At 44.8% G+C, this 26608-nt stretch carries 19 protein-coding genes, 2 tRNA genes and 3 rRNA genes; 15 read left to right on the forward strand and 9 right to left on the reverse strand.

Annotated features, from left to right (window positions below; genetic code table 11):
- From J5A60_RS05695 to J5A60_RS05705, 3 genes are read left to right on the forward strand one after another with little or no spacing between them, the layout of a single operon-like run.
- Positions 1–672 carry an ABC transporter ATP-binding protein gene (locus tag J5A60_RS05695; RefSeq protein WP_006718561.1) on the forward strand — a complete coding sequence of 224 codons (672 nt, stop codon included), beginning with the start codon at positions 1–3 and terminating at the stop codon, positions 670–672.
- Positions 662–1156: a TlpA disulfide reductase family protein gene (locus tag J5A60_RS05700; RefSeq protein ID WP_212509735.1), complete on the forward strand. Its 495-nt coding sequence runs from the start codon at positions 662–664 to the stop codon at positions 1154–1156. Before J5A60_RS05695 ends, J5A60_RS05700 begins: the two co-directional genes overlap by 11 nt.
- 8 nt (positions 1157–1164) lie before the next feature.
- Positions 1165–1476 carry a c-type cytochrome gene (locus J5A60_RS05705; RefSeq protein ID WP_048749103.1) on the forward strand — a complete coding sequence of 104 codons (312 nt, stop codon included), beginning with the start codon at positions 1165–1167 and terminating at the stop codon, positions 1474–1476.
- A 203-nt stretch (positions 1477–1679) separates the two neighbouring features.
- On the opposite strand, the gene rrf is transcribed toward J5A60_RS05705, so the two are convergent.
- The 7 genes from rrf to birA form a co-directional block, all read right to left on the reverse strand.
- A 5S ribosomal RNA gene (gene rrf / locus J5A60_RS05710) occupies positions 1680–1795 on the reverse strand.
- A 150-nt stretch (positions 1796–1945) separates the two neighbouring features.
- Positions 1946–4842, reverse strand: a 23S ribosomal RNA gene (locus J5A60_RS05715).
- A gap of 307 nt (positions 4843–5149) precedes the next feature.
- A tRNA-Ala gene (locus tag J5A60_RS05720) sits at positions 5150–5225 on the reverse strand.
- A 97-nt stretch (positions 5226–5322) separates the two neighbouring features.
- Positions 5323–5399 (reverse strand) — tRNA-Ile (locus J5A60_RS05725).
- A 91-nt stretch (positions 5400–5490) separates the two neighbouring features.
- A 16S ribosomal RNA gene (locus J5A60_RS05730) occupies positions 5491–7030 on the reverse strand.
- The 16S, 23S and 5S rRNA genes sit together here with 2 tRNA genes alongside, the layout of an rRNA operon.
- A gap of 366 nt (positions 7031–7396) precedes the next feature.
- Complete coding sequence (locus tag J5A60_RS05735) at positions 7397–7600, reverse strand: glycine zipper 2TM domain-containing protein (protein ID WP_109860065.1); 204 nt, start codon at positions 7598–7600, stop codon at positions 7397–7399.
- An 82-nt stretch (positions 7601–7682) separates the two neighbouring features.
- The gene (birA, locus tag J5A60_RS05740) at positions 7683–8615 is read right to left on the reverse strand and encodes a bifunctional biotin--[acetyl-CoA-carboxylase] ligase/biotin operon repressor BirA (protein WP_109860067.1); all 933 of its coding nucleotides are present in this window, start codon (positions 8613–8615) and stop codon (positions 7683–7685) included.
- Between the two features lie 151 nt (positions 8616–8766).
- Here birA and guaB point away from each other — a divergent pair, with 151 nt between their 5' ends.
- The 8 genes from guaB (at position 8767) to tilS (ending at position 19863) form a co-directional block, all read left to right on the forward strand.
- Entirely contained in the window at positions 8767–10233 is a 1467-nt protein-coding gene (gene guaB / locus J5A60_RS05745) for an IMP dehydrogenase (RefSeq protein ID WP_212509736.1), read from the forward strand.
- A gap of 206 nt (positions 10234–10439) precedes the next feature.
- Positions 10440–11816, forward strand: a complete 1377-nt coding sequence (locus tag J5A60_RS05750; RefSeq protein ID WP_212509737.1) for a nucleobase:cation symporter-2 family protein — start codon at positions 10440–10442, stop codon at positions 11814–11816.
- A gap of 154 nt (positions 11817–11970) precedes the next feature.
- On the forward strand, positions 11971–13326 hold the full coding sequence (gene dcuC / locus J5A60_RS05755) for an anaerobic C4-dicarboxylate transporter DcuC (RefSeq protein ID WP_212509738.1): 1356 nt from the start codon (positions 11971–11973) through the stop codon (positions 13324–13326).
- A gap of 123 nt (positions 13327–13449) precedes the next feature.
- A complete protein-coding gene (locus tag J5A60_RS05760) occupies positions 13450–14319 on the forward strand; it encodes a DMT family transporter (protein WP_212509739.1) in 870 nt (289 codons plus the stop codon).
- Positions 14320–14485: 166 nt separating this feature from the next.
- Positions 14486–16045: a glutamine-hydrolyzing GMP synthase gene (gene guaA / locus J5A60_RS05765; protein WP_212509740.1), complete on the forward strand. Its 1560-nt coding sequence runs from the start codon at positions 14486–14488 to the stop codon at positions 16043–16045.
- Between the two features lie 580 nt (positions 16046–16625).
- A complete protein-coding gene (accA, locus tag J5A60_RS05770; RefSeq protein ID WP_006718686.1) occupies positions 16626–17579 on the forward strand; it encodes an acetyl-CoA carboxylase carboxyl transferase subunit alpha in 954 nt (317 codons plus the stop codon).
- Between the two features lie 71 nt (positions 17580–17650).
- On the forward strand, positions 17651–18508 hold the full coding sequence (pdxY, locus tag J5A60_RS05775; protein WP_212509741.1) for a pyridoxal kinase PdxY: 858 nt from the start codon (positions 17651–17653) through the stop codon (positions 18506–18508).
- 44 nt (positions 18509–18552) lie between these two features.
- Positions 18553–19863 carry a tRNA lysidine(34) synthetase TilS gene (gene tilS, locus J5A60_RS05780; protein WP_212509742.1) on the forward strand — a complete coding sequence of 437 codons (1311 nt, stop codon included), beginning with the start codon at positions 18553–18555 and terminating at the stop codon, positions 19861–19863.
- 52 nt (positions 19864–19915) lie between these two features.
- Here tilS and J5A60_RS05785 read toward each other — a convergent pair whose 3' ends face one another.
- Positions 19916–21247 carry an NCS2 family permease gene (locus J5A60_RS05785; protein WP_212509743.1) on the reverse strand — a complete coding sequence of 444 codons (1332 nt, stop codon included), beginning with the start codon at positions 21245–21247 and terminating at the stop codon, positions 19916–19918.
- Between the two features lie 271 nt (positions 21248–21518).
- Between J5A60_RS05785 and galE the strand changes: the two genes are divergently transcribed.
- The 4 genes from galE to adk all read left to right on the forward strand — a co-directional run bounded on the left by galE (position 21519) and on the right by adk (position 24972).
- A complete protein-coding gene (galE, locus tag J5A60_RS05790) occupies positions 21519–22535 on the forward strand; it encodes a UDP-glucose 4-epimerase GalE (protein ID WP_212509744.1) in 1017 nt (338 codons plus the stop codon).
- 5 nt (positions 22536–22540) lie between these two features.
- Entirely contained in the window at positions 22541–22882 is a 342-nt protein-coding gene (gene hypA / locus J5A60_RS05795; RefSeq protein WP_212509745.1) for a hydrogenase maturation nickel metallochaperone HypA, read from the forward strand.
- Between the two features lie 15 nt (positions 22883–22897).
- A complete protein-coding gene (locus J5A60_RS05800; RefSeq protein ID WP_371817613.1) occupies positions 22898–24196 on the forward strand; it encodes an AmpG family muropeptide MFS transporter in 1299 nt (432 codons plus the stop codon).
- Positions 24197–24327: 131 nt separating this feature from the next.
- Positions 24328–24972: an adenylate kinase gene (gene adk, locus J5A60_RS05805; RefSeq protein WP_212509746.1), complete on the forward strand. Its 645-nt coding sequence runs from the start codon at positions 24328–24330 to the stop codon at positions 24970–24972.
- Positions 24973–25054: 82 nt separating this feature from the next.
- Here the strand turns inward: adk and J5A60_RS05810 are convergent, their stop codons facing one another.
- Complete coding sequence (locus tag J5A60_RS05810) at positions 25055–26545, reverse strand: YadA-like family protein (RefSeq protein ID WP_249113870.1); 1491 nt, start codon at positions 26543–26545, stop codon at positions 25055–25057.
- Between the last annotated feature and the right edge of the window lie 63 nt (positions 26546–26608).

A 26608-nucleotide genomic window follows, 5' to 3' on the forward strand; every position in this document is an offset into this window, starting at 1 on the left:
ATGGCTAAACCCGTCATTGAAACACAACATTTATACAAAAGATTCGGCCAAGTGACCGCACTTGAAGACATTAATATTCAAATTGCCGAGGGTGAATTCGTCTCTATCATGGGTGCCTCCGGTTCAGGTAAAACCACATTAATGAATATTCTCACCGGCTTGGATACCGCAACCGAAGGCAAAGTGATTTTAGACGGTGTGGATGCCGCACAACTGGACGAAACGGGCAGACAACGTTTCCGCGCGGAAAAAATCGGCTTGGTGTTCCAACAATTTCACCTTATCCCTTATTTAACTGCGCTTGAAAACGTGATGCTGGCGCAACATTATCACAGCGTGGTAGATGAAGCCGCCGCCAAAGCCGTATTAGATCAAGTGGGCTTGGCGCATCGGATGAATCACCGCCCAAGCCAACTTTCCGGCGGGGAACAACAACGGGTGTGCATTGCGCGCGCCTTAGTGAACCAGCCACCGGTCATTTTTGCCGACGAACCGACCGGCAACCTCGATGAGACAAATGAAAATTTGGTATTAAATTTACTCACGGAATTAAACCGGCAGGGGCGCACTATCGTCATGGTGACCCATAACCCGGACTTAGGCAAACTCACCAATCGTATTATTTATTTGCAACACGGCAAATTATTGCGTGAGGAAAAAAATGCAGGCTAATTTCCTTCGTTTTCTCGGTATAAGTGCGGTCGTTTTTTTCAGTATTTCCTGCAAGGAGGAATCCGCGCAAATCGGCCAACCCGCACCGGAAATTGCCGCCTTCGATCTGCAAGGCAATAAAGCCACCTTAAGCGACTGGCAGGGCAAAACCATGCTCATAAACTTCTGGTCAGAAACCTGCGGCGCTTGCATTGCGGAATTAAGAACCTTGCAACAATGGGCGGAAAAATACCCAAACCAAGTACAACTGATCGCCATGAATATCGACGGCGAAAAGGCCGACACACAAGCGATTGTCACCAAACGACAACTCACCTTGCCGGTGTTTAAAGATCAAATGAAAATCACTGCCGAACGTTATCAACTTGTCGGCACGCCAACCTCTTTCGTGGTTGACCCAAACGGCAAACTGATATATAAATTTGAAGGCTTGCTACCCGAAAAGGAGCTGAAACAACTCTTTACCCCAACGAAAATAAATTAAGGAAAATCATGAAAATTTACTACGCTATTCTCCCTCTTATCGCACTCAGTGCTATTTCTACCGTTCAAGCTGAAGGCAACTTAGAACACGGCAAAAAAATTTTTAACCGTTCATGTGTGCTCTGTCATGGGAAACAAGCTGAAAAATCGGCTATGGGACAATCCCAAATTATTAATACCTTCAACGAAGAAAAAATTATTAGCTCACTTCAAGATCGCAAAAGCGGAAAAATTTATGGTGGCGGCAATCACGTAAAAGAAGGGCTGAGTGATCAAGACATGCAAGATGTAGCAAGCTATATCCAAACACTCAAACAATAGTACGTTGTCTTAATATCCTAAATTCCGAAAAAGTTATAAAAAACCGCACTTTAGATAAAAATCTCAGTGCGGTTTTCTTATGGTTTATCTCAGCCATTTATAGTTTATTGTCAGTTTTCTTCTATTCTTTTTTAATACGACTAAATTCCTATGCTGTAAAAAGCAAAAACCCCCGATGCTCACACATCAGGGGTTCGTATCAGGCTTGGCGGTGACCTACTCTCACATGGGGATGCCCCACACTACCATCGGCATTACGGCGTTTCACTTCTGAGTTCGGTATGGAATCAGGTGGGCCCACCGCACTATCGCCGCCAATATTCTTTATGATTTCTATCTCTTCTTATTCGCGTCTTCTTAATCTAAAAACAAGCCTTCTCTCAACTCTCTCTTCTACGTCCATTCTCTTAACTGTTATCCTTCCAACTCGCTCATGTCCAGGGTAACCCCAAAAACACTTGAGCGTTGTATGGCTAAGCCTCTCGGGCAATTAGTATGCGTTAGCTCAATGTATCACTACACTTACACACCGCACCTATCTACGTCTTAGTCTTAAACAACCCTTACTGTCTTAAAGACAGGGAGAACTCATCTCTTGGCAAGTTTCGTGCTTAGATGCTTTCAGCACTTATCTCTTCCGCATGTAGCTACCCAGCAATGCCTCTGGCGAGACAACTGGAACACCAGTGATGCGTCCACTCCGGTCCTCTCGTACTAGGAGCAGCCCCAATCAATTCTCCAACGCCCACGGCAGATAGGGACCGAACTGTCTCACGACGTTCTAAACCCAGCTCGCGTACCACTTTAAATGGCGAACAGCCATACCCTTGGGACCTACTTCAGCCCCAGGATGTGATGAGCCGACATCGAGGTGCCAAACACCGCCGTCGATATGAACTCTTGGGCGGTATCAGCCTGTTATCCCCGGAGTACCTTTTATCCGTTGAGCGATGGCCCTTCCATGCAGAACCACCGGATCACTATGACCTACTTTCGTACCTGCTCGACTTGTCTGTCTCGCAGTTAAGCTTGCTTATACCATTGCACTAACCTCACGATGTCCGACCGTGATTAGCAAACCTTCGTGCTCCTCCGTTACTCTTTGGGAGGAGACCGCCCCAGTCAAACTACCCACCAGACACTGTCCGAGACCACGTTTCGTAATCTTCGTTAGAACATCAAACGTTAAAGGGTGGTATTTCAAGGACGACTCCATAATCACTGGCGTGACTACTTCAAAGTCTCCCACCTATCCTACACATCAAAATTCAATGTTCAGTGTCAAGCTATAGTAAAGGTTCACGGGGTCTTTCCGTCTAGCCGCGGGTACACCGCATCTTCACGGCGATTTCAATTTCACTGAGTCTCGGGTGGAGACAGCCTGGCCATCATTATGCCATTCGTGCAGGTCGGAACTTACCCGACAAGGAATTTCGCTACCTTAGGACCGTTATAGTTACGGCCGCCGTTTACTGGGGCTTCGATCAGGAGCTTCTCTTTCGATTACACCATCAATTAACCTTCCAGCACCGGGCAGGCATCACACCCTATACGTCCACTTTCGTGTTTGCAGAGTGCTGTGTTTTTAATAAACAGTTGCAGCCAGCTGGTATCTTCGACCGGTTCAACCTTCGCCCGCGAGGGACTACAATCTACGCCGGCGCACCTTCTCCCGAAGTTACGGTGCTATTTTGCCTAGTTCCTTCACCCGAGTTCTCTCAAGCGCCTGAGTATTCTCTACCTGACCACCTGTGTCGGTTTTCAGTACGGTTTAGTAAAGCCTTTCGCTTAGTGGCTTTTCCTGGAAGTGTGGTATCAGTTACTTCAGCTCCGTAGAGCCTCGTCATCATCTCTCAGTGTTAAGGAAGTCCGGATTTGCCTAAACTCCCCACCTACCAACTTAAACGTGCATATCCAACAGCACGCTAACCTAACCTGCTCCGTCCCCACATCGCAGCTTTACCAAGTACGGGAATATTAACCCGTTTCCCATCGACTACGCTTTTCAGCCTCGCCTTAGGGGCCGACTCACCCTGCCCCGATTAACGTTGGACAGGAACCCTTGGTCTTCCGGCGAACGGGTTTTTCACCCGTTTTATCGTTACTTATGTCAGCATTCGCACTTGTGATACGTCCAACAGCCCTCTCGAACCATCTTCATCCGCTTACACAACGCTCCCCTACCCAACAGACTTACGTCTGATGCCGCAGCTTCGGTGCTATATTTGAGCCCCGTTACATCTTCCGCGCAGGCCGACTCGACTAGTGAGCTATTACGCTTTCTTTAAATGATGGCTGCTTCTAAGCCAACATCCTAGCTGTCTAAGCCTTCCCACTTCGTTTCCCACTTAATATAGACTTTGGGACCTTAGCTGGCGGTCTGGGTTGTTTCCCTCTCCACGACGGACGTTAGCACCCGCCGTGTGTCTCCTGAGTATCACTCTTTGGTATTCGTAGTTTGCATCGGGTTGGTAATCCGGGATGGACCCCTAGCCGAAACAGTGCTCTACCCCCAAAGGTGTCCGCTCAAGGCTCTACCTAAATAGATTTCGGGGAGAACCAGCTATCTCCCGGTTTGATTGGCCTTTCACCCCCAGCCACAAGTCATCCGCTAATTTTTCAACATTAGTCGGTTCGGTCCTCCAGTTAGTGTTACCCAACCTTCAACCTGCCCATGGCTAGATCACCGGGTTTCGGGTCTATACCTTGCAACTAGCCGCCCAGTTAAGACTCGGTTTCCCTTCGGCTCCCCTATTCGGTTAACCTCGCTACAAAATATAAGTCGCTGACCCATTATACAAAAGGTACGCAGTCACCCTTTCGGGCTCCCACTGCTTGTACGTACAAGGTTTCAGGTTCTATTTCACTCCCCTCACCGGGGTTCTTTTCGCCTTTCCTTCACAGTACTGGTTCACTATCGGTCAATCAGGAGTATTTAGCCTTGGAGGATGGTCCCCCCATCTTCAAACAGGATATCACGTGTCCCGCCCTACTTGTCGTTAGCTCAGTACCACAAAAGTATTTTCGAGTACGGGATTATCACCCTCTACGATTCGGCTTCCCAGCCAATTCCTCTAATACTTCCGCTATCACTAACAGGCTCCTTCGCTTTCGCTCGCCGCTACTCACAAAATCTCGGTTGATTTCTTTTCCTCGGGGTACTTAGATGTTTCAGTTCTCCCGGTTCGCCTCATTATCCTATGGATTCAGATAATGATAGTAGGTTCTTCACCCACTGGGTTTCCCCATTCGGACATCTTGGATTAAACGCCTCTTATCGACTCATCCAAGCTTTTCGCAGATTAGCACGTCCTTCTTCGCCTCTGATTGCCAAGGCATCCACCTTGTACGCTTTGTCACTTAACCATACAACCTCAAGTATTCTTACCTTATTATTTAAATAATATTAAACAACAACTTTCAAACACTTCAGCTACGATTAATAACAGTTAATTAAGAGCAATCGCCTTTTATCAATCACTCTCACTCAGACTTTCTTGAAAGTCTCGTTTTCAGCTTGTTTCCAGATTTTTAAAGAACAGATAAAACAATGTAAGTTAACTTACTTACCATCATCATAGTTAAATTCATTTTAACTAACACAACACAATATTTAATACCATCAAATAAAATGATAAAAAATATACTTCAATAAACTTAACTATGACGATATTGGTGGAGATAAGCGGGATCGAACCGCTGACCTCCTGCGTGCAAGGCAGGCGCTCTCCCAGCTGAGCTATATCCCCAATCACATCCCTTGGCTTTCACTCACACATAGTGGCTTGATATGTTTAAAATTAGTTAATGTAATAAAAACTAATCTACCAAACTCACCAGTCTAAGTGGTGGGTCTGAGTGGACTTGAACCACCGACCTCACCCTTATCAGGGGTGCGCTCTAACCACCTGAGCTACAGACCCAATAGGATTTTGTCTTCGATATTGTTGTTCTTTCCTTGTCTACAACCATCAAACAAACTGTGTGAACACTTAAAGTCGAGTCTATCTTTGGTAAGGAGGTGATCCAACCGCAGGTTCCCCTACGGTTACCTTGTTACGACTTCACCCCAGTCATGAATCATACCGTGGTAAACGCCCCCCCGAAGGTTAAGCTATCTACTTCTGGTACAACCCACTCCCATGGTGTGACGGGCGGTGTGTACAAGGCCCGGGAACGTATTCACCGCGACATTCTGATTCGCGATTACTAGCGATTCCGACTTCATGGAGTCGAGTTGCAGACTCCAATCCGGACTTAGACGTACTTTGTGAGATTCACTCCACCTCGCGGCTTCGTCGCCCTCTGTATACGCCATTGTAGCACGTGTGTAGCCCTACTCGTAAGGGCCATGATGACTTGACGTCATCCCCACCTTCCTCCGGTTTATCACCGGCAGTCTCCTTTGAGTTCCCGACCAAATCGCTGGCAACAAAGGATAAGGGTTGCGCTCGTTGCGGGACTTAACCCAACATTTCACAACACGAGCTGACGACAGCCATGCAGCACCTGTCTCATGGTTCCCGAAGGCACTCTCATATCTCTACAAGATTCCATGGATGTCAAGAGTAGGTAAGGTTCTTCGCGTTGCATCGAATTAAACCACATGCTCCACCGCTTGTGCGGGCCCCCGTCAATTCATTTGAGTTTTAACCTTGCGGCCGTACTCCCCAGGCGGTCGATTTATCACGTTAGCTTCGGGCACCAAGCTTAAAGCCCAATCCCCAAATCGACAGCGTTTACAGCGTGGACTACCAGGGTATCTAATCCTGTTTGCTCCCCACGCTTTCGCACATGAGCGTCAGTACATTCCCAAGGGGCTGCCTTCGCCTTCGGTATTCCTCCACATCTCTACGCATTTCACCGCTACACGTGGAATTCTACCCCTCCCTAAAGTACTCTAGACTCCCAGTCTGAAATGCAATTCCCAGGTTAAGCCCGGGGATTTCACACCTCACTTAAAAGTCCGCCTGCGTGCCCTTTACGCCCAGTTATTCCGATTAACGCTCGCACCCTCCGTATTACCGCGGCTGCTGGCACGGAGTTAGCCGGTGCTTCTTCTGTATTTAACGTCAATTTGTCGTGCTATTAACACAACAACCTTCCTCAATACCGAAAGAACTTTACAACCCGAAGGCCTTCTTCATTCACGCGGCATGGCTGCGTCAGGGTTGCCCCCATTGCGCAATATTCCCCACTGCTGCCTCCCGTAGGAGTCCGGGCCGTGTCTCAGTCCCGGTGTGGCTGGTCATCCTCTCAGACCAGCTAGAGATCGTCGGCTTGGTAGGCTATTACCCCACCAACTACCTAATCCCACTTGGGCTCATCCTATGGCATGCGGCCTTGCGGTCCCGCACTTTCGTCTCTCGACTCTACGCGGTATTAGCGACAGTTTCCCGTCGTTATCCCCCTCCATAAGCCAGATTCCCAAGCATTACTCACCCGTCCGCCACTCGTCAGCAAGAAAGCAAGCTTTCTCCTGTTACCGTTCGACTTGCATGTGTTAAGCCTGCCGCCAGCGTTCAATCTGAGCCATGATCAAACTCTTCAGTTCAAAAAGTTTAATCGCTCAATACTGCTAGCCAAGTAATCTATCTATAAATAAATAAACGTTTTTCGTAGCACTATTCAGTTCAATTTTAAAATCTTTAATGATAAAAACGAATCTTCAAGTGCCCACACAGTTTGTCTGATTGATTGTTAAAGAACAAAAAACGACGCGCGGTTTTATGCTTTACAACGGCGCGTCGTTGTGGGGGCGTATTATAGGCATTTATCACTCCCTTGCAACCCCTTTTTACGTTTTTTTGCAAAATATTTTTTAACTGATTATTTTTTAGCTATTCCTAAATAGGAAAGTGCGGTCGAAAACCTACCTATTTCTAACCGCACTTTACTTGCTAAACCTGAGTGAATTCGATTATTTACCCACTTGACTTCCGATTAAGCCGCCTAATGCTGCGCCACCTAGCGTTGCTCCAGTTGAGCCACCAATCATGTTACCGGCAACCCCGCCTACAGCCGCACCGATAGCCGTGTTTTTCTGGGTTTTACTTAAATTACTACAAGCACCTAATGCCACTACTAGTGTCACAATGCCTAAAAATTTAACTGTCTTTTTCATATGTAACCTCATGAGTTATAAGTTAAATAAGTAATACCTTCACGATTACTCATAAAATTAGACGCATTTTTTCTCGAAAGTTTTACTTTTTCCGCAACGAAACTTCACCTGCATTAAAATATTGAATGCCATTTTCTGTCATGAGACATAAATGACCTTGTGCATTAATCCCCTGTTCAATACCTGAAATGGTGCTTTTTTCGCTTATCACATTCACTTCAGTACCTAGATAGGCATCATATTCCAGCCATTGTTGTTGCATTTCCGCATCAATACCGTGCTGTTCAAAACGCGCTAAATAACGATAAATGGTATTGACTATTTGTATGATCAGTTTCTCTCGATCAATATATGGAAAAAATTCCGTCAACTCTGCCCAAGGTTGATCGATTTGTTTTTCTTGTCCAAGAAAAACATTCATGCCGATACCAACAACCAAATTTAATTTACCGTTTGGATGATTAACGATTTCCACCAAAATACCGGCCAGTTTTCGCTCATTAACCAAAATGTCATTCGGCCATTTTACTTGAAAACCGTACATATCCAATTCAACTAGCGCTTGCACAATCGCCAAGCCAATCACGGTACTTAACCCATCCAAAGGTTTACGAGGGTCCAATTGCCAGTAGAAACTCATGATAATTTGCCCGGCAAAAGGCGAAATCCATTGTCGCCCACGGCGACCACGCCCGGCGGTTTGATATTCAGCCAAGCAAAGATCACCTTTTTGAAGGTGAGCAACATTCTCTAATAAATATTGGTTGGTTGAGGAAATGACCGGTTTAACCACCACATGATAAGGTTTCAACGCCTCCGCTAGACGTTTTTCATTTAATAAAGGTAATTCAGGGATCAAATAAAGATGATCATTTTCTAACGCAAAATACAGTCCTTGTTGCTCCATCTGGCGCACTTCTGCGAATAATTCCTCTTTGCTGCAAGCTAAAAGTGCGGTCAAATTTTCCAATGAATTTTCTACATCGCTTGTCAGTAATTCTAGTAATTTCGCCATAAATCCTTCCTGTTTTTCAGCGTTTAAACGATGGCTATCATACGCTAAAAATGCAAATTTTTTATCATTTTTTCTTTTCAAATACAGGATGGATCTGTATAATCCGCCCGCAATATTTTTTCATCATTTTAACTTAAAGAGAGATATTGCAATGGCATTACGCATCTTAAAAGAAGCACTCACATTTGACGACGTTCTTCTTGTTCCAGCTCACTCTACTGTGTTGCCTAACACAGCTAACCTTTCTACTCAATTAACCTCAACGATTCGTTTAAACATTCCTATGTTGTCAGCGGCAATGGATACGGTAACCGAAACGAAATTGGCTATTTCCCTTGCACAAGAAGGCGGTATTGGCTTTATTCATAAAAATATGTCCATTGAACGCCAAGTGGATCGTGTGCGTAAAGTGAAAAAATTTGAAAGCGGTGTGGTATCCGATCCCATTACGGTAACACCAACATTAACCATCAGCGAATTAAAAGCCATTGCACAGAAAAATGGCTTTGCCGGTTATCCGGTTGTCGATGCTGAAGGTAACTTGGTCGGTATTATCACCGGTCGCGATACCCGCTTTGTGTCTGATTTAAACAAAACCGTTGCCGATTTCATGACACCGAAATCTCGTTTGGTTACTGCTAAAGAAGGGGCAAAACGTGAAGAAATCTTCCAATTAATGCATGAACATCGCGTAGAAAAAGTGTTAATTGTTGATGATAACTTCAAATTAAAAGGTATGATTACCTTAAAGGACTATCAAAAAGCAGAACAAAAACCGAATGCCTGTAAAGATGAATTTGGTCGTTTGCGCGTCGGCGCAGCGGTTGGCGCAGGTCCTGGCAACGAAGAACGCATTGATGCGTTAGTCAAAGCGGGCGTCGATGTTTTATTAATCGACTCTTCTCATGGCCACTCCGAAGGCGTATTACAACGTGTACGTGAAACACGTGCAAAATATCCGAATTTACCGATTGTTGCCGGTAACGTCGCCACCGCAGAAGGTGCGCTTGCCTTGGCAGATGCCGGTGCTAGCGCAGTTAAAGTAGGGATTGGCCCTGGCTCTATTTGTACCACCCGTATCGTCACCGGCGTGGGTGTGCCACAAATTACCGCCATTTCTGATGCGGCTGAAGCCTTAAAAGATCGCGGCATCCCAGTCATTGCTGACGGCGGTATCCGTTACTCCGGCGACATTGCGAAAGCACTTGCTGCTGGCGCCAGTTGCGTCATGGTCGGTTCCATGTTTGCCGGTACAGAAGAAGCACCGGGCGAAATTGAATTGTATCAAGGCCGTGCGTTCAAATCTTACCGTGGCATGGGCTCGCTTGGTGCTATGGCGAAAGGCTCAAGCGACCGTTATTTCCAATCCGATAACGCTGCCGACAAATTAGTACCGGAAGGTATTGAAGGCCGTATTCCTTATAAAGGCTTGCTCAAAGAAATCATTCACCAACAAATGGGCGGATTACGTTCTTGCATGGGCTTAACCGGCTGCGCCACCATTGATGACTTACGCACAAAAGCACAATTCGTGCGCATCAGTGGCGCCGGTATTCAAGAAAGCCATGTGCATGATGTCACCATCACCAAAGAAGCCCCGAACTATCGTATGAGCTAATTGGGTTTCATTTTTAACAAGAAGTGCGGTCGATTTAAAAAACGTTTTGAAAATCGACCGCACTTTTTATTTTCTCTTCTACTCCTTTTTAATAAACATAAAATATTTTTTCTCAACATAAAAGCAATCGTTTGCGCAGCATCATAAAATTCACTAAAATACCGCCCTCTTATTCTCCTAACCCCAGCGTATCTAAGGATCATTTTATGGAACACGCTCAACACCAAACAGAGGAAGCGGATTTAGTCTATCGCCTCGAAGATAAACCGCCCTTTTTTAACGCATTAATTAGTGCAATCACCCATTTATTAGCCATTTTTGTGCCGATGGTTACCCCCGCCCTGATTGTCGGGGGCGCGCTCAATTTACCGGTACACATGACCGCCTACTTAGTCTCCATGGCCATGGTCGCATCCGGTATCGGTACCTATATTCAAGTGCATCGCTTCGGTTTTATTGGCTCGGGCATGCTTTCCATTCAATCGGTCAATTTTTCTTTTGTCAGCGTCATGATTGCCGTGGGATTAAGCATGAAAGAAAATGGCATTGACGAACACACCATGATTTCAACCTTGCTTGGTATTTCTTTCGTTGGTGCTTTTTTAGTTTGTGGTGCGGCTTGGATTTTACCTTATTTAAAACGCGTCATTACTCCAACCGTAAGCGGTGTGGTGGTGTTACTTATCGGTTTAAGTTTGATTGATATCGGCATTACCGATTTTGGCGGCGGTTTCGGTGCCAAAGGAACAGAAGCCTTTGGCTCAATACAAAACATCGGCTTAGCCGGTTTAGTACTGGTCGTTGTGTTAATTTTTAACTGCATGCGCAATCCGTTTTTACGCATGAGCGGCATTGCCGTCGGCTTAATCGCAGGCTATATCGTTGCGTTATGCTTGGGTATGGTCGATTTTTCTCCATTAAAAGACGTGGACATCTTTACCATTCCAGTGCCCTTTAAATATGGTTTTGCTTTTGACTGGTCAGCATTTTGGGTCGCTGCCATCATCTATTTATTAAGTGTTTTTGAAGCTGTCGGTGACTTAACGGCAACAGCAATGGTTTCCGGTCAACCTTATGAAGGTGAAGAATTCCGCCAACGTTTACGCGGCGGCGTGTTTGCCGATGGCTTGGTGTCAGTGATTGCCACTGCCTTAGGGTCTTTACCGCTCACCACCTTTGCACAAAATAACGGTGTCATTCAAATGACCGGCGTAGCTTCCCGTCATGTTGGGAAATTTATCGCGGCCATTTTAGTCTTATTTGGTTTATTCCCAATTGTAGGTCGCGCTTTCACCACCATTCCAAGCCCGGTACTCGGTGGCGCAATGGTATTAATGTTCGGCTTAATCGCCATCGCCGGTGTGCGAATCATCATGACTCACGGAATCAATCGCCGCGAAGCGGTTATCGCAGCCACAGCGGTCGGCGTGGGTTTAGGGGTCGCTTTTGAGCCGGAAGTGTTCAAAATGCTGCCGGATGTTTTCCGCAATGCCATTGCTGCCGGTGGTATTACGGCTGTGGTATTAAACTTAATCTTGCCAAGAGATGCACAAGATAAAAGCATTTACTTAAGCGAAAAATAAAAAGGATCGCAAGAAAAGGCGGTGTAAGAAAAACACCTGAAAAAACACCACACTTTTTATGATCAACCTCAAAATTTCAAATTAAAGCCGTTTACAACGGCTTTATTTTTTCGCTACATTCAAGCATCTATAAAATAAAACCTAAGGAGATATTATGGATTTAATTATCGGTCTAGTCGCAATTGTACTCGTTGCGTATTACATCGTGAAAGGCTATTCCGCCACGGGTGTGTTAATGTTCGGCGGTTTAGTGTTGTTACTACTTTCCGTGCTAATGGGGCATTCTATTTTGCCGGAAAATGTAAAAACCACGGGTTCAACCTATTTAGACATTATTGAATATGTAAAATACTTGCTGTCTAACCGTAGCGGCGGTTTAGGCTTAATGATCATGGTGTTATGCGGTTTCTCTGCTTACATGACACACTTAGGCGCAAACGATATGGTAGTGAAACTTGTTTCAAAACCACTCAAAAATGTACGCTCCCCTTACGTTTTAATGATCTTTGCCTACTTTCTCGCTTGCCTGATGTCTTTTGCCGTGTCTTCAGCAACAGGCTTAGGTGTGCTATTGATGGCGACGTTATTCCCGGTGATGGTAAACGTGGGCATTTCCCGCGGCGCGGCGGCGGCAATCTGTGCCTCACCGATTTCTATTATTTTATCGCCGACCTCGGGCGATGTGGTGTTGTCTGCGGAAATCTCCAAAATTCCACTGAGTGAATTTGCCTTCTCTACCAGCTTGCCTGTTTCCCTCTTTGCCATTTGCGGTATCGCAATTGCTCACTTCTTCTGGCAACGTTATTTAGATCGCAAAGAAGGCGTGGTAACCACCACATTGGATGTCACCGACATCAAAACCGACGTGCCAACGTTCTATGCCATTTTACCTTTACTACCAATTATCGGCGTATTGCTGTTTGACGGCCAATGGGGCTTACCGAAATTACACATTGTCACCATTATCATTCTTTGTTTCATCATCACGGCGATAATTGACTTTGCCCGTAATTTCAGCGCGAAAAAAACCTTCGATAACTTAATCGTGGCTTATCGTGGCATGGCAGATGCTTTTGCCGGTGTGGTCATGTTATTAGTAGCCGCCGGAGTCTTTGCCCAAAGCTTAAGCACAATTGGCTTCATCACGAACCTCATTGATTCCGCACAAACGTTCGGTGGCAGTGGATTAATCATGATGTTGGTACTCGCCGTCATTACGATTTTGGCGACGATGGCAACAGGTTCCGGCAATGCAGCCTTCTACGCCTTCGCTGAATTAATTCCGAAACTTGCCATTCAAATGGGCGCTAACCCGGCTTACTTAACCATCCCGATGTTACAAGCGTCCAACCTGGGTCGTGGTTTATCACCGGTCTCCGGCGTTGTAGTTGCCGTATCCGGTATGGCAAAAATTTCACCATTTGAAATCGTAAAACGTATGTCTGTGCCAATGATCGTCGGCTTTATTTGCGTCATCATCGCCACTGAATTCTTCATTCCTGCCGTTTAATACGGCATAAAGTGCGGTCGGTTTTTAACGTGTTTTAAAACGCAAAAAAAAAATCCACCGCACTTTTGTTATAATCTCGCCCCTTATTCTTTTTAATCTTCTTTTTAATCAGTTATAACATCTATGCGATCAAATCGTTTTGCCGCCACCATGTTGGTTATCGGCTGTATCTTATTTGGACTCGGTAGCCTTATCGTTAAATTTGTTCCTGTTGGCGCCTACGCCATCGCCTTTTGGCGGTTGCTAATTGCATCAGGAATTTTTTGGCTTTTAATGAAGCTTTATCGTAAGCCCTTGCCAAAACAACCTAAGGCTTTATTTTGGGCAATCGCTTCAGGCATTTTTCTTGCATTTGATTTAGCCTTTTGGCATGAAAGCATTTACGCTGTCGGACCGGGTATTTCCACCCTATTAAATAGCTTACAAATCTTCTTTTTAGCATTTATTGGTTGGCTGTTTTTTCAAGAACAGCAAAGTAAATTACAGCTTGTAAGCCTGCTTATCGCGACTGTTGGTGTAATACTCATTGCGAGCCCCGAATTGCAAAATAACATCGAAGCGAGCTACGGTATCTTTATCGGATTACTTTCCGGCGCCTGCCTCGCCGCATCCATGGCATCGATTCGCCAAGCACACCGCATTGAACCGATTTCCATATTTCCACTCATGTGGCTTATCAGTATTAGCGGTGCCTCCGCATTAATTCTACCGGCACTGATATTCAACGCCGACTCCCTTTATCCAATGACTCTCACAGACATCGGTTTAATTCTGATCTACGGCGTTGTTATGCAATGCATCGCCTGGGGCATGATTGCCTACACAATCCCTTTGCTCAGTCTAGGCTTAACCGGATTATTGTTACTTTCCGAACCTATCGCTGCACTCGTTATCGACGCATTTTTACTGCACAAATCTATTAACGTATGGCAATGGATTGGGGCCTTTATCACCTTATTCGCCATTTATTTAGGGTCACTGAAAAATAAATGAAAAAAACACCGCACTTTATGTGGTAAGACAATCGCTAGCGTTTACGTTAGAGGGGGGAAATGATAGAATGCGCCACCAGTTTGGGCTCGCAATACAATTTATTGTCATGACAGTGCGACCGAAATTCAATCTATCCCAGCATATATAGAAATTGTTAGAGAAAACCATGACCAACATCCACAATCATAAAATCCTCATCCTCGACTTTGGTTCTCAATACACCCAACTTATCGCCCGTCGTGTGCGTGAAATCGGCGTATATTGCGAGCTTTGGGCGTGGGATGTGACTGAACAACAAATCCGTGATTTCAATCCAACGGGGATTATCCTTTCCGGTGGCCCGGAAAGTACCACAGAAGAAAACAGCCCGCGTGCGCCAGAATATGTTTTTAACGCCGGTGTGCCGGTGTTAGGTATTTGCTACGGCATGCAAACCATGGCAATGCAACTTGGCGGTTTAACCGAAACCTCTGATCACCGCGAGTTTGGTTATGCTTCCGTTTTAATGGAAAATACCACCGCACTTTTCGCTGATCTCAATGACAGCGATAACAAATTGGATGTGTGGATGAGCCATGGCGATAAAGTCACCCGCTTGCCACAAAACTTCCAAGTGACCGGCACAACACCAACTTGCCCGATTGCGGCAATGTCTGATGAAAGCCGTCATTTCTACGGCGTACAATTCCACCCTGAAGTCACACACACCAAAAAAGGCTTGGAATTATTAACCAATTTCGTGATGAACATTTGCGGTTGCGAAACCAAATGGACTGCCGAAAACATCATTGAAGACGCCGTTGCCCGCATTAAAGAGCAAGTAGGCGATGACGAAGTGATTTTAGGCTTATCCGGCGGCGTGGACTCTTCTGTAGTCGCGTTGTTATTACATCGTGCCATCGGCAAAAACTTACATTGCGTGTTTGTCGATAACGGTTTATTGCGTTTAAACGAAGGCGATCAAGTGATGGAAATGTTCGGCAATAAATTCGGCTTAAACATCACGCGTGTCGATGCAGAAAGTCGTTTCTTAGGCGAACTTGCCGGCGTATCTGATCCTGAAGCGAAACGTAAAATTATCGGCAAAGTGTTTGTAGACGTATTCGATGATGAATCGAAAAAACTAACAAAAGTAAAATGGTTGGCACAGGGCACCATTTACCCTGATGTTATCGAGTCTGCTGCGAGCAAAACAGGCAAAGCACATGTGATTAAATCCCACCACAACGTAGGCGGCTTACCGGATTATATGAAACTCGGCTTAGTCGAACCGTTGCGTGAATTGTTCAAAGATGAAGTGCGTAAAATCGGTTTAGCTTTAGGTTTACCGGCTGAAATGATCAACCGCCATCCATTCCCTGGCCCGGGTTTAGGCGTGCGTGTATTAGGTGAAGTGAAAAAAGAATACTGCGATTTATTACGCCGTGCCGATGCCATCTTTATCGAAGAATTACGCAACAGCGGTTGGTATGAAAAAACTAGCCAAGCCTTCAGCGTATTCCTACCGGTGAAGTCTGTCGGCGTCATGGGCGACGGACGTAAATATGACTGGGTAATTTCCTTGCGCGCCGTAGAAACAATCGATTTTATGACCGCACATTGGGCACATTTACCTTATGATTTACTCGGCAAAGTCTCCAACCGTATCATCAACGAAGTGAACGGCATTTCCCGTGTCGTATATGACATTAGCGGAAAGCCCCCAGCAACGATTGAGTGGGAATAACTTAGTAAAAAGCCTTGAATTTTCAGGGCTTTTTTATTTCTATAAAATACCTTTTTCAAGGATAGAAAAACAACGGTTCCAACATCTGTCAGAAAAAATATCGAAATTAAGTAGAAATGAAACTTAGGATTGGGTGGTGAACTAAGCAGAATTGGTCTTAACAGTAAGCGGTATACTGCGTCGCATCCCTGCGGGTTTCTACCTAGTCCACCATTGACTGATGATGCTTTGTAGCTTGCGACATAAAACTGATACTAAAAGTGTCCTATACCTTCAGCCCGCTTATTTCAGGAGACCAATCCTGACTTTCAAACATCTCATCTTGAAAGTGACTACATAATAAAATCGTTTTAGCAGATTGTCAATTGGAGTGTCCGTCGATATTTCAGTCATTTTTTTCATTCTTCATTTATACAATAAAGATAATAAATTACTTTGATTACATAGTGTTAGCTGGTGTTACCAGATGAAATTTTATGACTTTTATGAAAAAAACACATAAAATATCCCGTCTGATTGCACCCACTCTAAAATCTTGTTAAAGTGCGGTACAAATTTTTCATAAAATTAGGAATTACAAATGAGTCAAGAATACTTAGATTTTGAATTACCCATTGCCGAACTTGAAGCGAAAATCGAATCTTTACGCGCCATGGCAAACCAAGATAATGACATTAATCTTGATGATGAAATTGCTCGCTTACAAAAGAAAAGTATTGAATTAACCGAAAAAACTTTTGCAAATTTAGATGCGTGGCAAGTTTCTAAAATGTCTCGTCATCCGAATCGTCCTTATACTCTTGACTACATCGAACATATTTTCACTGAATTTGAAGAACTTGCGGGCGATCGCGCTTTTGCAGATGACAAAGCAATCATCGGTGGTTTGGCGCGTTTAGACGGAAGACCGGTCATGGTTATTGGACACCAAAAAGGCCGTACCGTCAAAGATAAAGTAAAACGCAACTTTGGTATGCCGGCACCGGAAGGCTACCGCAAAGCATTACGCCTCATGCAAATGGCAGAGCGTTTCAAATTGCCTATTATCACCTTCATTGACACCCCGGGAGCTTACCCTGGTGTAGGCGCGGAAGAACGCGGTCAATCAGAAGCGATCGCACGTAACTTACGCGAAATGTCCCTCTTAAAAGTACCGGTGATTTGTACCGTTATCGGTGAAGGCGGTTCCGGCGGTGCGTTGGCTATCGGCGTGGGGGATAAAGTCAACATGTTGCAATACTCCACCTACTCCGTTATTTCTCCGGAAGGTTGTGCATCTATTTTGTGGAAAAGCGCCGATAAAGCCTCCACCGCAGCAGAAGTAATGGGTTTAACCGCCAATCGTTTAAAAGAACTTGGCTTGATTGACAATATCGTTCGTGAGCCGTTAGGCGGTGCACATCGCAATTACGCTGAAATGGCGAAAAACTTGAAAAAACGTTTACTTGAAGACTTAGCTGATTTAGACGTGTTAAATCAAGAAAATCTGTTGGATCGCCGTTATCAACGCTTAATGAGCTACGGTTACGCATAGAAAAGAAAAACAAATAAAAATCCCACCGCACTTTCCTGCGTAGTCAAAAGAGAAGAAAAGGAGAAAAGGCAATGAAACACGTACTTTCAATTCAATCTCATGTGGTTTATGGCTACGCCGGCAACAAGTCGGCAACCTTCCCAATGCAATTGCACGGTATTGACGTTTGGGCGTTAAATACCGTGCAATTTTCCAATCACACCCAATATGGCAAATGGACCGGCATTGTCATTCCAAAAGAACAAATCGGCGAAATCATACGCGGCATTGATGAAATTGATGCCTTGAAAAAATGTGATGCAGTGGTTTCCGGTTATTTGGGATCTGCCGAACAAATCGATGAAATCATCAATGCTGTTCATAAAATCAAAGCCATCAATCCTCATGCACTTTATTTATGCGATCCTGTGATGGGACACCCAGATAAAGGCTGTATCGTGGCAGATGGTGTACGTGAAGGTCTGATTAACATTGTTTCAGAAGCGGATATTATTACACCGAATTTGGTGGAACTCCGTGAATTAAGCGGCTTACCGGTTGAAAACTTTGAACAGGCACTGACTGCCGTACAAGTCATTTTGGCAAAAGGACCGAAAAAAGTGCTGGTCAAGCATTTAAGCAAAGTGGGCAAAGATGCAACACAATTTGAAATGTTGTTGGCGACCGAACAAGGTATGTGGCACATTTCCCGTCCGTTGCACCCGTTTGATCGCGAACCGGTCGGCGTAGGTGATTTAACCGCTGGTTTATTCCTCGCCAACCTACTCAATGGCAAATCGGATGTAGAGGCGTTTGAACACATGGCAAACGCCGTCAATGATGTCATGCAAACGACTTTAGAACATGGCGAATATGAATTACAAATCATTGCCGCTCGAGATCTCATCCTCCATCCGCGTAGCCACTATAAAGCACAAAAAATTGCATAACTCTCAACTTCCTCCCGTCCAACGGGAGGAAATTTTATCCGCCTATGCTTCTTGAACAATTTTCACAGCAACTCCGCCAACTTGCTCCAAACCAAACTCACTTTCTTATTGGGTTTAGCGGTGGTTTGGATTCCACAGCACTACTCGCTTTATTTGCGAAAATCCGTGAAAAGCAACCGCACTTTCAGCTGCGCGCCATCCATATTCATCACGGATTAAGCGCCAATGCCGATGCTTGGTCAGCCCATTGTCAACAAATTTGCCGCCAATTTCGTATTCCGTTGCAAATTCAACACGTGGACGTTAGCACAGAAAATGGCATTGAGGCGGGGGCTCGCCAAGCCCGTTATGAAGCCATTGCACAGCAAATTTTACCGACTGAATGGCTCGCTACGGCACATCATCAACAAGACCAAACTGAAACATTTTTCCTTGCCCTAAAACGCGGCAGTGGCGTGCAAGGCTTAGGGGCTATGCCGTTGAAAAGCAATGTTTACGGCGTGCCTATTTTTCGTCCCTTATTGAATTTTAGCCGCCAACAATTACTGGCGTTTGTACAACAGGAAGGGCTAAGTTGGATTGAAGATGAAAGTAATGAGGACAATCAATACGATCGCAATTTCCTACGTAACATCGTATTGCCTGAATTGCGCCAACGCTGGGCGCATTTTGATTCGGCAGTGCAACGTTCCGCGCAACATTGTTATGAACAACAACAACTGCTTAATGAGCTGTTAGCGGAAGAATATCAAAAAAACATTGTGAAAAATGACCGCACTTTTAACCTGCAACATTTCTCTGACTATTCGCCGGTGAAACAACGCGCCTTGTTACGCTTATGGTTGCAAGATTGGGGCGTTACCCTCCCCTCTCTCGCGCAATTAGAGCAAATCATTTCGGATGTCATTTTCGCGAAATCCGATGCGCAACCGCAATTTCGCCTAGGCGATAACATTGTCCGCCGCTATCAACACCGTTTATTTCTCACGCCGATATTTAACGATATTTCACAGGAATATGTTGAGGCAACATTTGATCACCCCATTTCCTTACCGGATCATTTAGGCACGCTGTTGCTACAAAAAACAACCGAAAAAATGACCGCACTTTGGCGGGATGAAAATGGGCAAACACATCAAGAAGCGTTAAATTTACCCTTAGAAGGAACTAAAGTTTGGATTCGATTTAGTTATTCGGGTAAGGTGAAATTAACCCCAAACGGCGTGAATAAAGACATTAAAAAAGTGTGGCAACAGTTAAACGTCGCCCCTTGGCAACGCCAACGCATTCCGCTGATCTTCTACGATGATAAGCTACAAAGTGCGGTCGGTTTTTTCACTGTTTTTCAAAATTAAGGCAAACAAAAAGGCGCATCAAAATGCGCCTTTGTTGTCTTTATCGGCTGAATTAAATCGCCCAACCGCAAGCGTAGAAAGCCACTAAAACAACGGCAATGACAACGGTACCGATATTTAAGCGTTTGAAATCGCCACTCACCACACGGCCAATCACCAATGCGGCAAAGCCCAACATAATGCCGGTCACAATGTTTGCCGTTAACACGATAAACACCGCGCAAATCAAACCGCTCATGGCGCCAACGAAATCGTCAAAATCCAATTTGCTGACGTTGCTTAACATCAATAATCCCACGTACATTAACGCCGGTGCTGTCGCATAGTTCGGCACCAAGAAGGCTAATGGTTGGAAGAACAACATTAATAGGAACAATACGCCAACAACGATTGCGGTGATACCGGTTTTACCGCCTGCGGCAGTACCTGCTGCGGATTCGATATACACGGCTGCCGGTGCTGTGCCGAAAATACCGGAGAATAAGCTACTTACGGAGTCGGACGTTAAGGCTTTACCGCCATTAATGATTTGACCGTCTTTATCCAATAAATCCGCTTGTCCCGCCACTGCGCGGATGGTACCTGTGGCATCAAATACCGCAGTCATCACTAAAGCGAACACCACCGGTAAAATGGCCGGTTGTAATGCGCCCATGATGTCTAATTGCAAGAATAAAGACTCTTCACCGAAACTTGGTATTTTGAAGACTTGGCCGTTAAAGGTCACATTCGGATCGAAAATTAAGCCGACTACGGTAATCGCAATGATCACCCATAAAATACCGCCTTTCACTTGCATTTTTTCTAAGCCGATAATTAACGCCAAACCAATTAATGACATCATCACCGGAAACGCAGTGAACTCGCCCAATTTTACCGGCAAACCGGCTTGGTTACTCACCACAAGCCCAACGCCGTTTGCAGCGATTAAAAGCAGGAATAAACCGATACCGATACCTGCACCATGTGCAATACCCACCGGTAAATTACGCAAAATCCAAGCACGAATCCCTGTGGCAGAAATGAGCGTGAAGAAAACCCCCATTAAAAAGACCGCACCTAAGGCGACCGGAATACTCACTTTTTGTCCGATAACCAAGCTAAACGCGGTAAATGCCGTTAAAGAAATAGCACAACCGATTGCCATTGGCGCATTAGCCCAAAAACCGATTAAAAGTGAGCCTAAGCCTGCAACTAAGCAGGTTGCAATAAAGACCGATTCCGCCGGAAAACCTGCCGCACTTAACATGTTCGGCACAACGATAACGGAATACACCATGGCAAGGAAAGTGGTTAAACCGGCAACAATTTCTTTGCGTACGGTAGAACCGCGTTTAGTCAACTCAAAGCGTTTTTCTAAAGCGGAAGATTGAGAAGATGACATGAAATTACCTTTTAATTTGTCGTTGAAAAAAAGAGGCGCTATTTTACCGCAACGCCAAAAGAAGTAAACGTTTGCGCAAGAAATTGCAGAAAATATCTCTCTTCTCTTTACGCCGCTTAAACGCTAAAAGCGCTCTAGTTTTAACAACATAGAAATCTCGACGAAAACAATTCCTTAAAAGGGAATAACCTATTAATAAATATGATGTTTTGATTAAAAAATCGGTGCTATACTAGCACATAATTTATGTTACCAATAAGAGGAAATTAAAATGTCCATTTTAGTGACCGGCGGTGCCGGTTATATCGGCTCGCATACTGTCGTCGAATTATTAAACGCCGGCAAAGATGTCGTGGTATTAGACAATCTTTGCAATTCTTCGCCAAAATCCTTAGATCGCGTAAAAAAAATCACCGGCAAGAGTGTAAAATTTTATGAAGGCGATGTGTTAGATCGTGACTTGTTACAAAAAATCTTTGCTGAAAATCCGATTCATTCCGTCATTCATTTTGCCGGGTTAAAAGCCGTTGGCGAAAGCGTGCAAAAACCTGCTGAATACTATATGAACAACGTCACCGGCTCATTGGTTTTATTACAAGAAATGAAAAAAGCCGGCGTGTGGAATTTCGTCTTCAGTTCTTCCGCCACCGTTTACGGTGATCCTGAAATCATTCCGATTATCGAAAACTGCAAAGTGGGCGGCACGACTAACCCGTACGGTACCTCTAAGTTTATGGTGGAACAAATCCTACGCGATATTGCCAAAGCCGAACCCAAATTCAGCATGACCATTTTGCGCTATTTCAATCCGGTGGGCGCACATGAAAGCGGTTTAATCGGCGAAGATCCGAATGGCATTCCAAACAACTTATTGCCTTATATCAGCCAAGTGGCAATCGGCAAATTGCCTCAACTTTCCGTATTCGGTAGCGACTACGACACCCATGACGGCACCGGTGTGCGTGATTACATTCATGTGGTGGATTTGGCGATTGGCCACTTAAAAGCGTTGGATCGCCATCAAGACGATGCCGGCTTGCACATTTATAATTTAGGCACCGGCGTAGGCTATTCTGTATTAGATATGGTAAAAGCCTTTGAACAAGCCAATGACATTCAAATACCTTATAAATTAGTGGATCGTCGTCCCGGCGACATTGCCACTTGCTATTCTGATCCGAGCCTTGCCGCCAAAGAATTGGGCTGGAAAGCAGAACGTGGCTTAGCTCAAATGATGAAAGACACGTGGAATTGGCAAAAAAATAATCCAAAAGGCTATCGAGATTAAGCCTTATGCACGAACTCTCTTTGTGTCAAAACATCATTGAAATTGTTGAGCAGCAATGCAAACAACACAATGTCAATAAAGTCACCGACCTCTGGCTGGAGGTCGGTGCCCTTTCTTGCATTGAACCCAGTGCATTGGAATTTGGCTTTGAAATGGCAGCGCAAGGCACACCGGCGGAAAATTGTAAGCTTCATTTAATTTCCATTCCCGCCAAAGCTTGGTGTTGGGATTGCAAACAACTTGTCGAAATTCAAGCCAATAACAGCACATGCCCACATTGCAGCAGCGCGCATCTACAACGCCAAAGCGGTGATGAACTCCGCATTAAAGAAATTGCCGTCGAATAAAATTGCCCTGAAATCATGATGACAGAACAACCGATTAAGCCTTCTCTCGCCACCCAAATTTTCAGCCGCAATATGCTGATTTGTGTCTTTACCGGCTTCAGCTCCGGGTTGCCACTTTTTGTGCTGTTGCAGATGTTGCCAATTTGGTTGTCGGATAATGGCATTAGTGTGCAAACCATCGGGGCTTTTACCTTAGTCACCCTACCCTACACACTCAAATTTTTGTGGGCGCCTTTGCTGGATCGTTATTTTCCTCGATTTCTCGGTCGTCGTCGCAGTTGGCTAGCTATTTCCCAACTCTTGCTTCTGCTGAGTCTTTACCTGATCGGTTTATACGATCCGAAAGAACAAATGCAGATTGTCATTTTTCTGGCTACGTTCATCGCCTTTATGTCCGCCACCCAAGACATTGTGTTGGATGCCTATCGACGGGAAATTTTGCGCGATAACGAATTGGGTTTGGGCAATACCATTCACATTAATGCTTATCGCATTGCCGGTTTGATTCCGGGCGGACTGTCATTGTATCTCGCCACGTTCCTACCATGGAAAACGGTGTTTTTATTGACTGCACTTTTCATGCTGTGCGGACTGTTTATGACCTTCTTTTTAAGTCGCGAGCCACAAATTCAAATTCATCAAAACAAGCAGCCGTTCTATCAAGCTTTTACCATTCCGCTACAAGAATTTTTCCAGCGTAAAGGCATTTATGCAGGAATTGGCTTTATTGCCTTTCTGTTCCTGTATAAATTCGGCGATGCCCTTGCCACCACGTTACAAAGTAAATTCATCGTGGACATGGGCTTTAGCAAAACGGACATTGCCTTAGTGGTGAAAAGCACCGCATTGTGGTCGAGCATTATTGCCGGCATGGCAGGCGGCATTGTGATGTTGCGCCTCGGCATTAACCGCGCGCTTTGGGTCTTTGGTTTTATTCAACTGATTACTATCGGTGGCTTTATTTGGCTTGCCGGATTTGATTATTTCCACGTTGTAGATAACGCAGCACGCTTAAAGCTCGGCATTGTGATTTGTGGTGAATACATTGGTGTGGGCCTCGGCACAGCGGCGTTTGTAGCCTTTATGGCACGGGAAACCAACCCGCTTTACACCGCCACTCAATTGGCGTTATTTACCAGCCTTGCCGCCTTACCGAGCAAAGGGCTTGGCGCACTGTCCGGCGAAATCGTTGCCGCAGTGGGTTACTATCATTTCTTCTGGATTTGCTTATTTTTAGCCATCCCGGGCATGCTCTGCTTATGCTGGGTTGCCCCCTGGAGCGAAAAAGTCACCACGCCGAATGCTGGCAATTGACATTTTTAGGGAATTAAGCAACCATACGCCACGATTAATAAAACATTTTCAAAACCGACCGCACTTTCTTCCCATTAGCGGAAAAGTGCGGTGGTTTTTTCAGTTATTTTTCATTTAAAAAAGAGGACAACATGAAAATTATTCTATTAGGCGCACCGGGCGCAGGAAAAGGGACACAAGCACAATTCATCATGAATAAATTTGCCATCCCGCAAATTTCCACGGGCGACATGTTACGCTCTGCGATCAAAGCCGGCACCGAATTAGGCAAACAAGCGAAAACCTTAATGGACGCTGGTCAATTAGTGCCGGATGATTTAATCATTTCCTTAGTAAAAGAACGCGTAGCCCAACCTGACTGCGCCAAAGGTTTCTTACTTGACGGCTTCCCACGTACGATTCCACAAGCAGACGCCTTGAAATCTGCCGGTATCACTATTGATTATGTATTGGAATTTGATGTGCCGGATGAAGTGATCGTAGAACGCATGAGCGGTCGTCGTGTACACCAACCTTCCGGTCGTTCTTACCACATCGTTTACAACCCACCGAAAGTGGAAGGCAAAGATGATGTGACCGGCGAAGATTTGATTATCCGTGCCGATGACAAACCGGAAACCGTGTTAGACCGTTTGAAAGTGTATCACAACACCACCAAACCATTAGTGGATTACTACCAAGCAGAAGCCAAAGCGGGCAACACCCAATATTTCCGCTTAGACGGCACGCAAAAAGTTGAAGATGTCAGCAAAGAATTAGACAAAATCTTGGCGTAATTCCGCATCACAAACAAAAAAGCCATTCTATTTCAGAATGGCTTTTTTATTATGCTCCGATTAACTCGGGATTAACGGTTTATTACCATTGGTAAAGCGCACCGGCACCCACACCGTAGTTACCACGGCTGTTGGTAGAAACACTGGCTTTAAACACCCAATTTTCATTAGGAGTAACACCGGACACACCAAGAGAAACCGCTGATTGACCACCATAGAAACCGGTACCCACACCCACACCGATCGCACCGGCTTTCGTGGATTGAGGAACGGAAGCGTGAGAAATCGCACTCGCAACACCGCCTCTTAAGTCTTTATTTAAGAGGTTTACATTGCCACGTAATTCATTGATGGAATTGTTATTAGCCGCTAATTGAGTGTTAATCGCCGCAATATTATTCGCATTGGTCTGAATGTTAGCTGTGTTAGTCGCGATATTAGCTGTATTAGCTGTAATCTTACCCGTGTTAGTCGCAATATTAGCTGTATTAGCCGTAATATTGGTTTTATTGGTTGCGATATCAGCTTTATTAGTTGCAATATCTGCTTTGTTGGTTGCAATATCTGCTTTGTTGGTTGCAATATCTGCTTTGTTGGTTGCAATATCTGCTTTGTTGGTTGCAATATCAGCTTTATTAGTTGCAATATCAGCTTTATTAGTTGCAATATCTGCTTTGTTGGTTGCAATATCGGCTTTGTTGGTTGCAATATCAGCTTTATTAGTTGCAATATCTGCTTTGTTGGTTGCAATATCAGCTTTATTAGTTGCAATATCGGCTTTGTTGGTTGCAATATCGGCTTTGTTTTTCTCAACTTTACCGTCTAAAGATTTTAACTGAGCCACGTTCACTGCATCAGTGTCTTTTGTACCAGCGGCAACGCTGGTAATTTGACGAGTGATATTCTTGTCAACATCACCAACAGAAACTGCCCCTTTCGTTGATTGCCAAGTTGCATCAGTTTTATTCTGGGCTGATGGATCATAGCCTTGAACACCGCTATTTACGGTTGTTTTAGAATTAGATCCCAACGCTACGGAATCTTGAATGCTTGCACCAGCTTGACTACCGATTGAAACTGCACCAGAACCTGTCGCACCAGTACCTGTCTCTGTTGCTAAACCAATACCAATTGAACCAGTATTTGTTGCTTTTGAGGACACACCTAAAGCAGCAGAGTAAGCGCCTGAAGCATTACTTGATACCCCAACTGCAGTTGTAGCAGTCCCTGACGCATTAGCCTGATTACCTAATGCAGAATTATAGGAGCCTGTCGCATTTGCTCCATAGCCTAGTGCCGTAGCACCACTACCTGAAGCTTTGGTATCAGCACCTACTGATGTCGCACCACCAATATTAGTGTCAGTTGTGTTTCCTTCATTAGCCTTAGCATTGCTACCAACAGCGATATCTTTTGAAAGACCTGTTTTAGCATCTTCAGCACCAGCACTAGCACTAATAAAATTATTTGCTGCATTGGCAAACGTAGAAACACCAAAAGCAGAAAGGATCACAACGGCTACCGTGGATAATTTCATGCTTGTATTTTTGTATAAATTATTGACATTTTTCATAATAGGCACCCTAAAATAAAAATACATTACTTACCATCAAAACTGATGAAGAATACAGCCCTG

Source organism: Aggregatibacter sp. oral taxon 513 (assembly GCF_018128305.1).
In the GTDB taxonomy this organism is placed as follows: domain Bacteria; phylum Pseudomonadota; class Gammaproteobacteria; order Enterobacterales; family Pasteurellaceae; genus Aggregatibacter; species Aggregatibacter segnis_A.

Coding starts and splice junctions, on each gene's coding strand:
- guaA (WP_212509740.1), top strand. CDS start 14,486: ATGACCAACATCCACAATCATAAAATCCTCATCCTCGACTTTGGTTCT.
- J5A60_RS05785 (WP_212509743.1), bottom strand. CDS start 21,247: ATGTCATCTTCTCAATCTTCCGCTTTAGAAAAACGCTTTGAGTTGACT.
- J5A60_RS05750 (WP_212509737.1), top strand. CDS start 10,440: ATGGAACACGCTCAACACCAAACAGAGGAAGCGGATTTAGTCTATCGC.
- adk (WP_212509746.1), top strand. CDS start 24,328: ATGAAAATTATTCTATTAGGCGCACCGGGCGCAGGAAAAGGGACACAA.
- hypA (WP_212509745.1), top strand. CDS start 22,541: ATGCACGAACTCTCTTTGTGTCAAAACATCATTGAAATTGTTGAGCAG.
- J5A60_RS05700 (WP_212509735.1), top strand. CDS start 662: ATGCAGGCTAATTTCCTTCGTTTTCTCGGTATAAGTGCGGTCGTTTTT.
- birA (WP_109860067.1), bottom strand. CDS start 8,615: ATGGCGAAATTACTAGAATTACTGACAAGCGATGTAGAAAATTCATTG.
- J5A60_RS05695 (WP_006718561.1), top strand. CDS start 1: ATGGCTAAACCCGTCATTGAAACACAACATTTATACAAAAGATTCGGC.
- accA (WP_006718686.1), top strand. CDS start 16,626: ATGAGTCAAGAATACTTAGATTTTGAATTACCCATTGCCGAACTTGAA.
- J5A60_RS05735 (WP_109860065.1), bottom strand. CDS start 7,600: ATGAAAAAGACAGTTAAATTTTTAGGCATTGTGACACTAGTAGTGGCA.
- J5A60_RS05800 (WP_371817613.1), top strand. CDS start 22,898: ATGATGACAGAACAACCGATTAAGCCTTCTCTCGCCACCCAAATTTTC.
- J5A60_RS05810 (WP_249113870.1), bottom strand. CDS start 26,545: ATGAAAAATGTCAATAATTTATACAAAAATACAAGCATGAAATTATCC.
- dcuC (WP_212509738.1), top strand. CDS start 11,971: ATGGATTTAATTATCGGTCTAGTCGCAATTGTACTCGTTGCGTATTAC.
- J5A60_RS05760 (WP_212509739.1), top strand. CDS start 13,450: ATGCGATCAAATCGTTTTGCCGCCACCATGTTGGTTATCGGCTGTATC.
- tilS (WP_212509742.1), top strand. CDS start 18,553: ATGCTTCTTGAACAATTTTCACAGCAACTCCGCCAACTTGCTCCAAAC.
- guaB (WP_212509736.1), top strand. CDS start 8,767: ATGGCATTACGCATCTTAAAAGAAGCACTCACATTTGACGACGTTCTT.
- pdxY (WP_212509741.1), top strand. CDS start 17,651: ATGAAACACGTACTTTCAATTCAATCTCATGTGGTTTATGGCTACGCC.
- J5A60_RS05705 (WP_048749103.1), top strand. CDS start 1,165: ATGAAAATTTACTACGCTATTCTCCCTCTTATCGCACTCAGTGCTATT.
- galE (WP_212509744.1), top strand. CDS start 21,519: ATGTCCATTTTAGTGACCGGCGGTGCCGGTTATATCGGCTCGCATACT.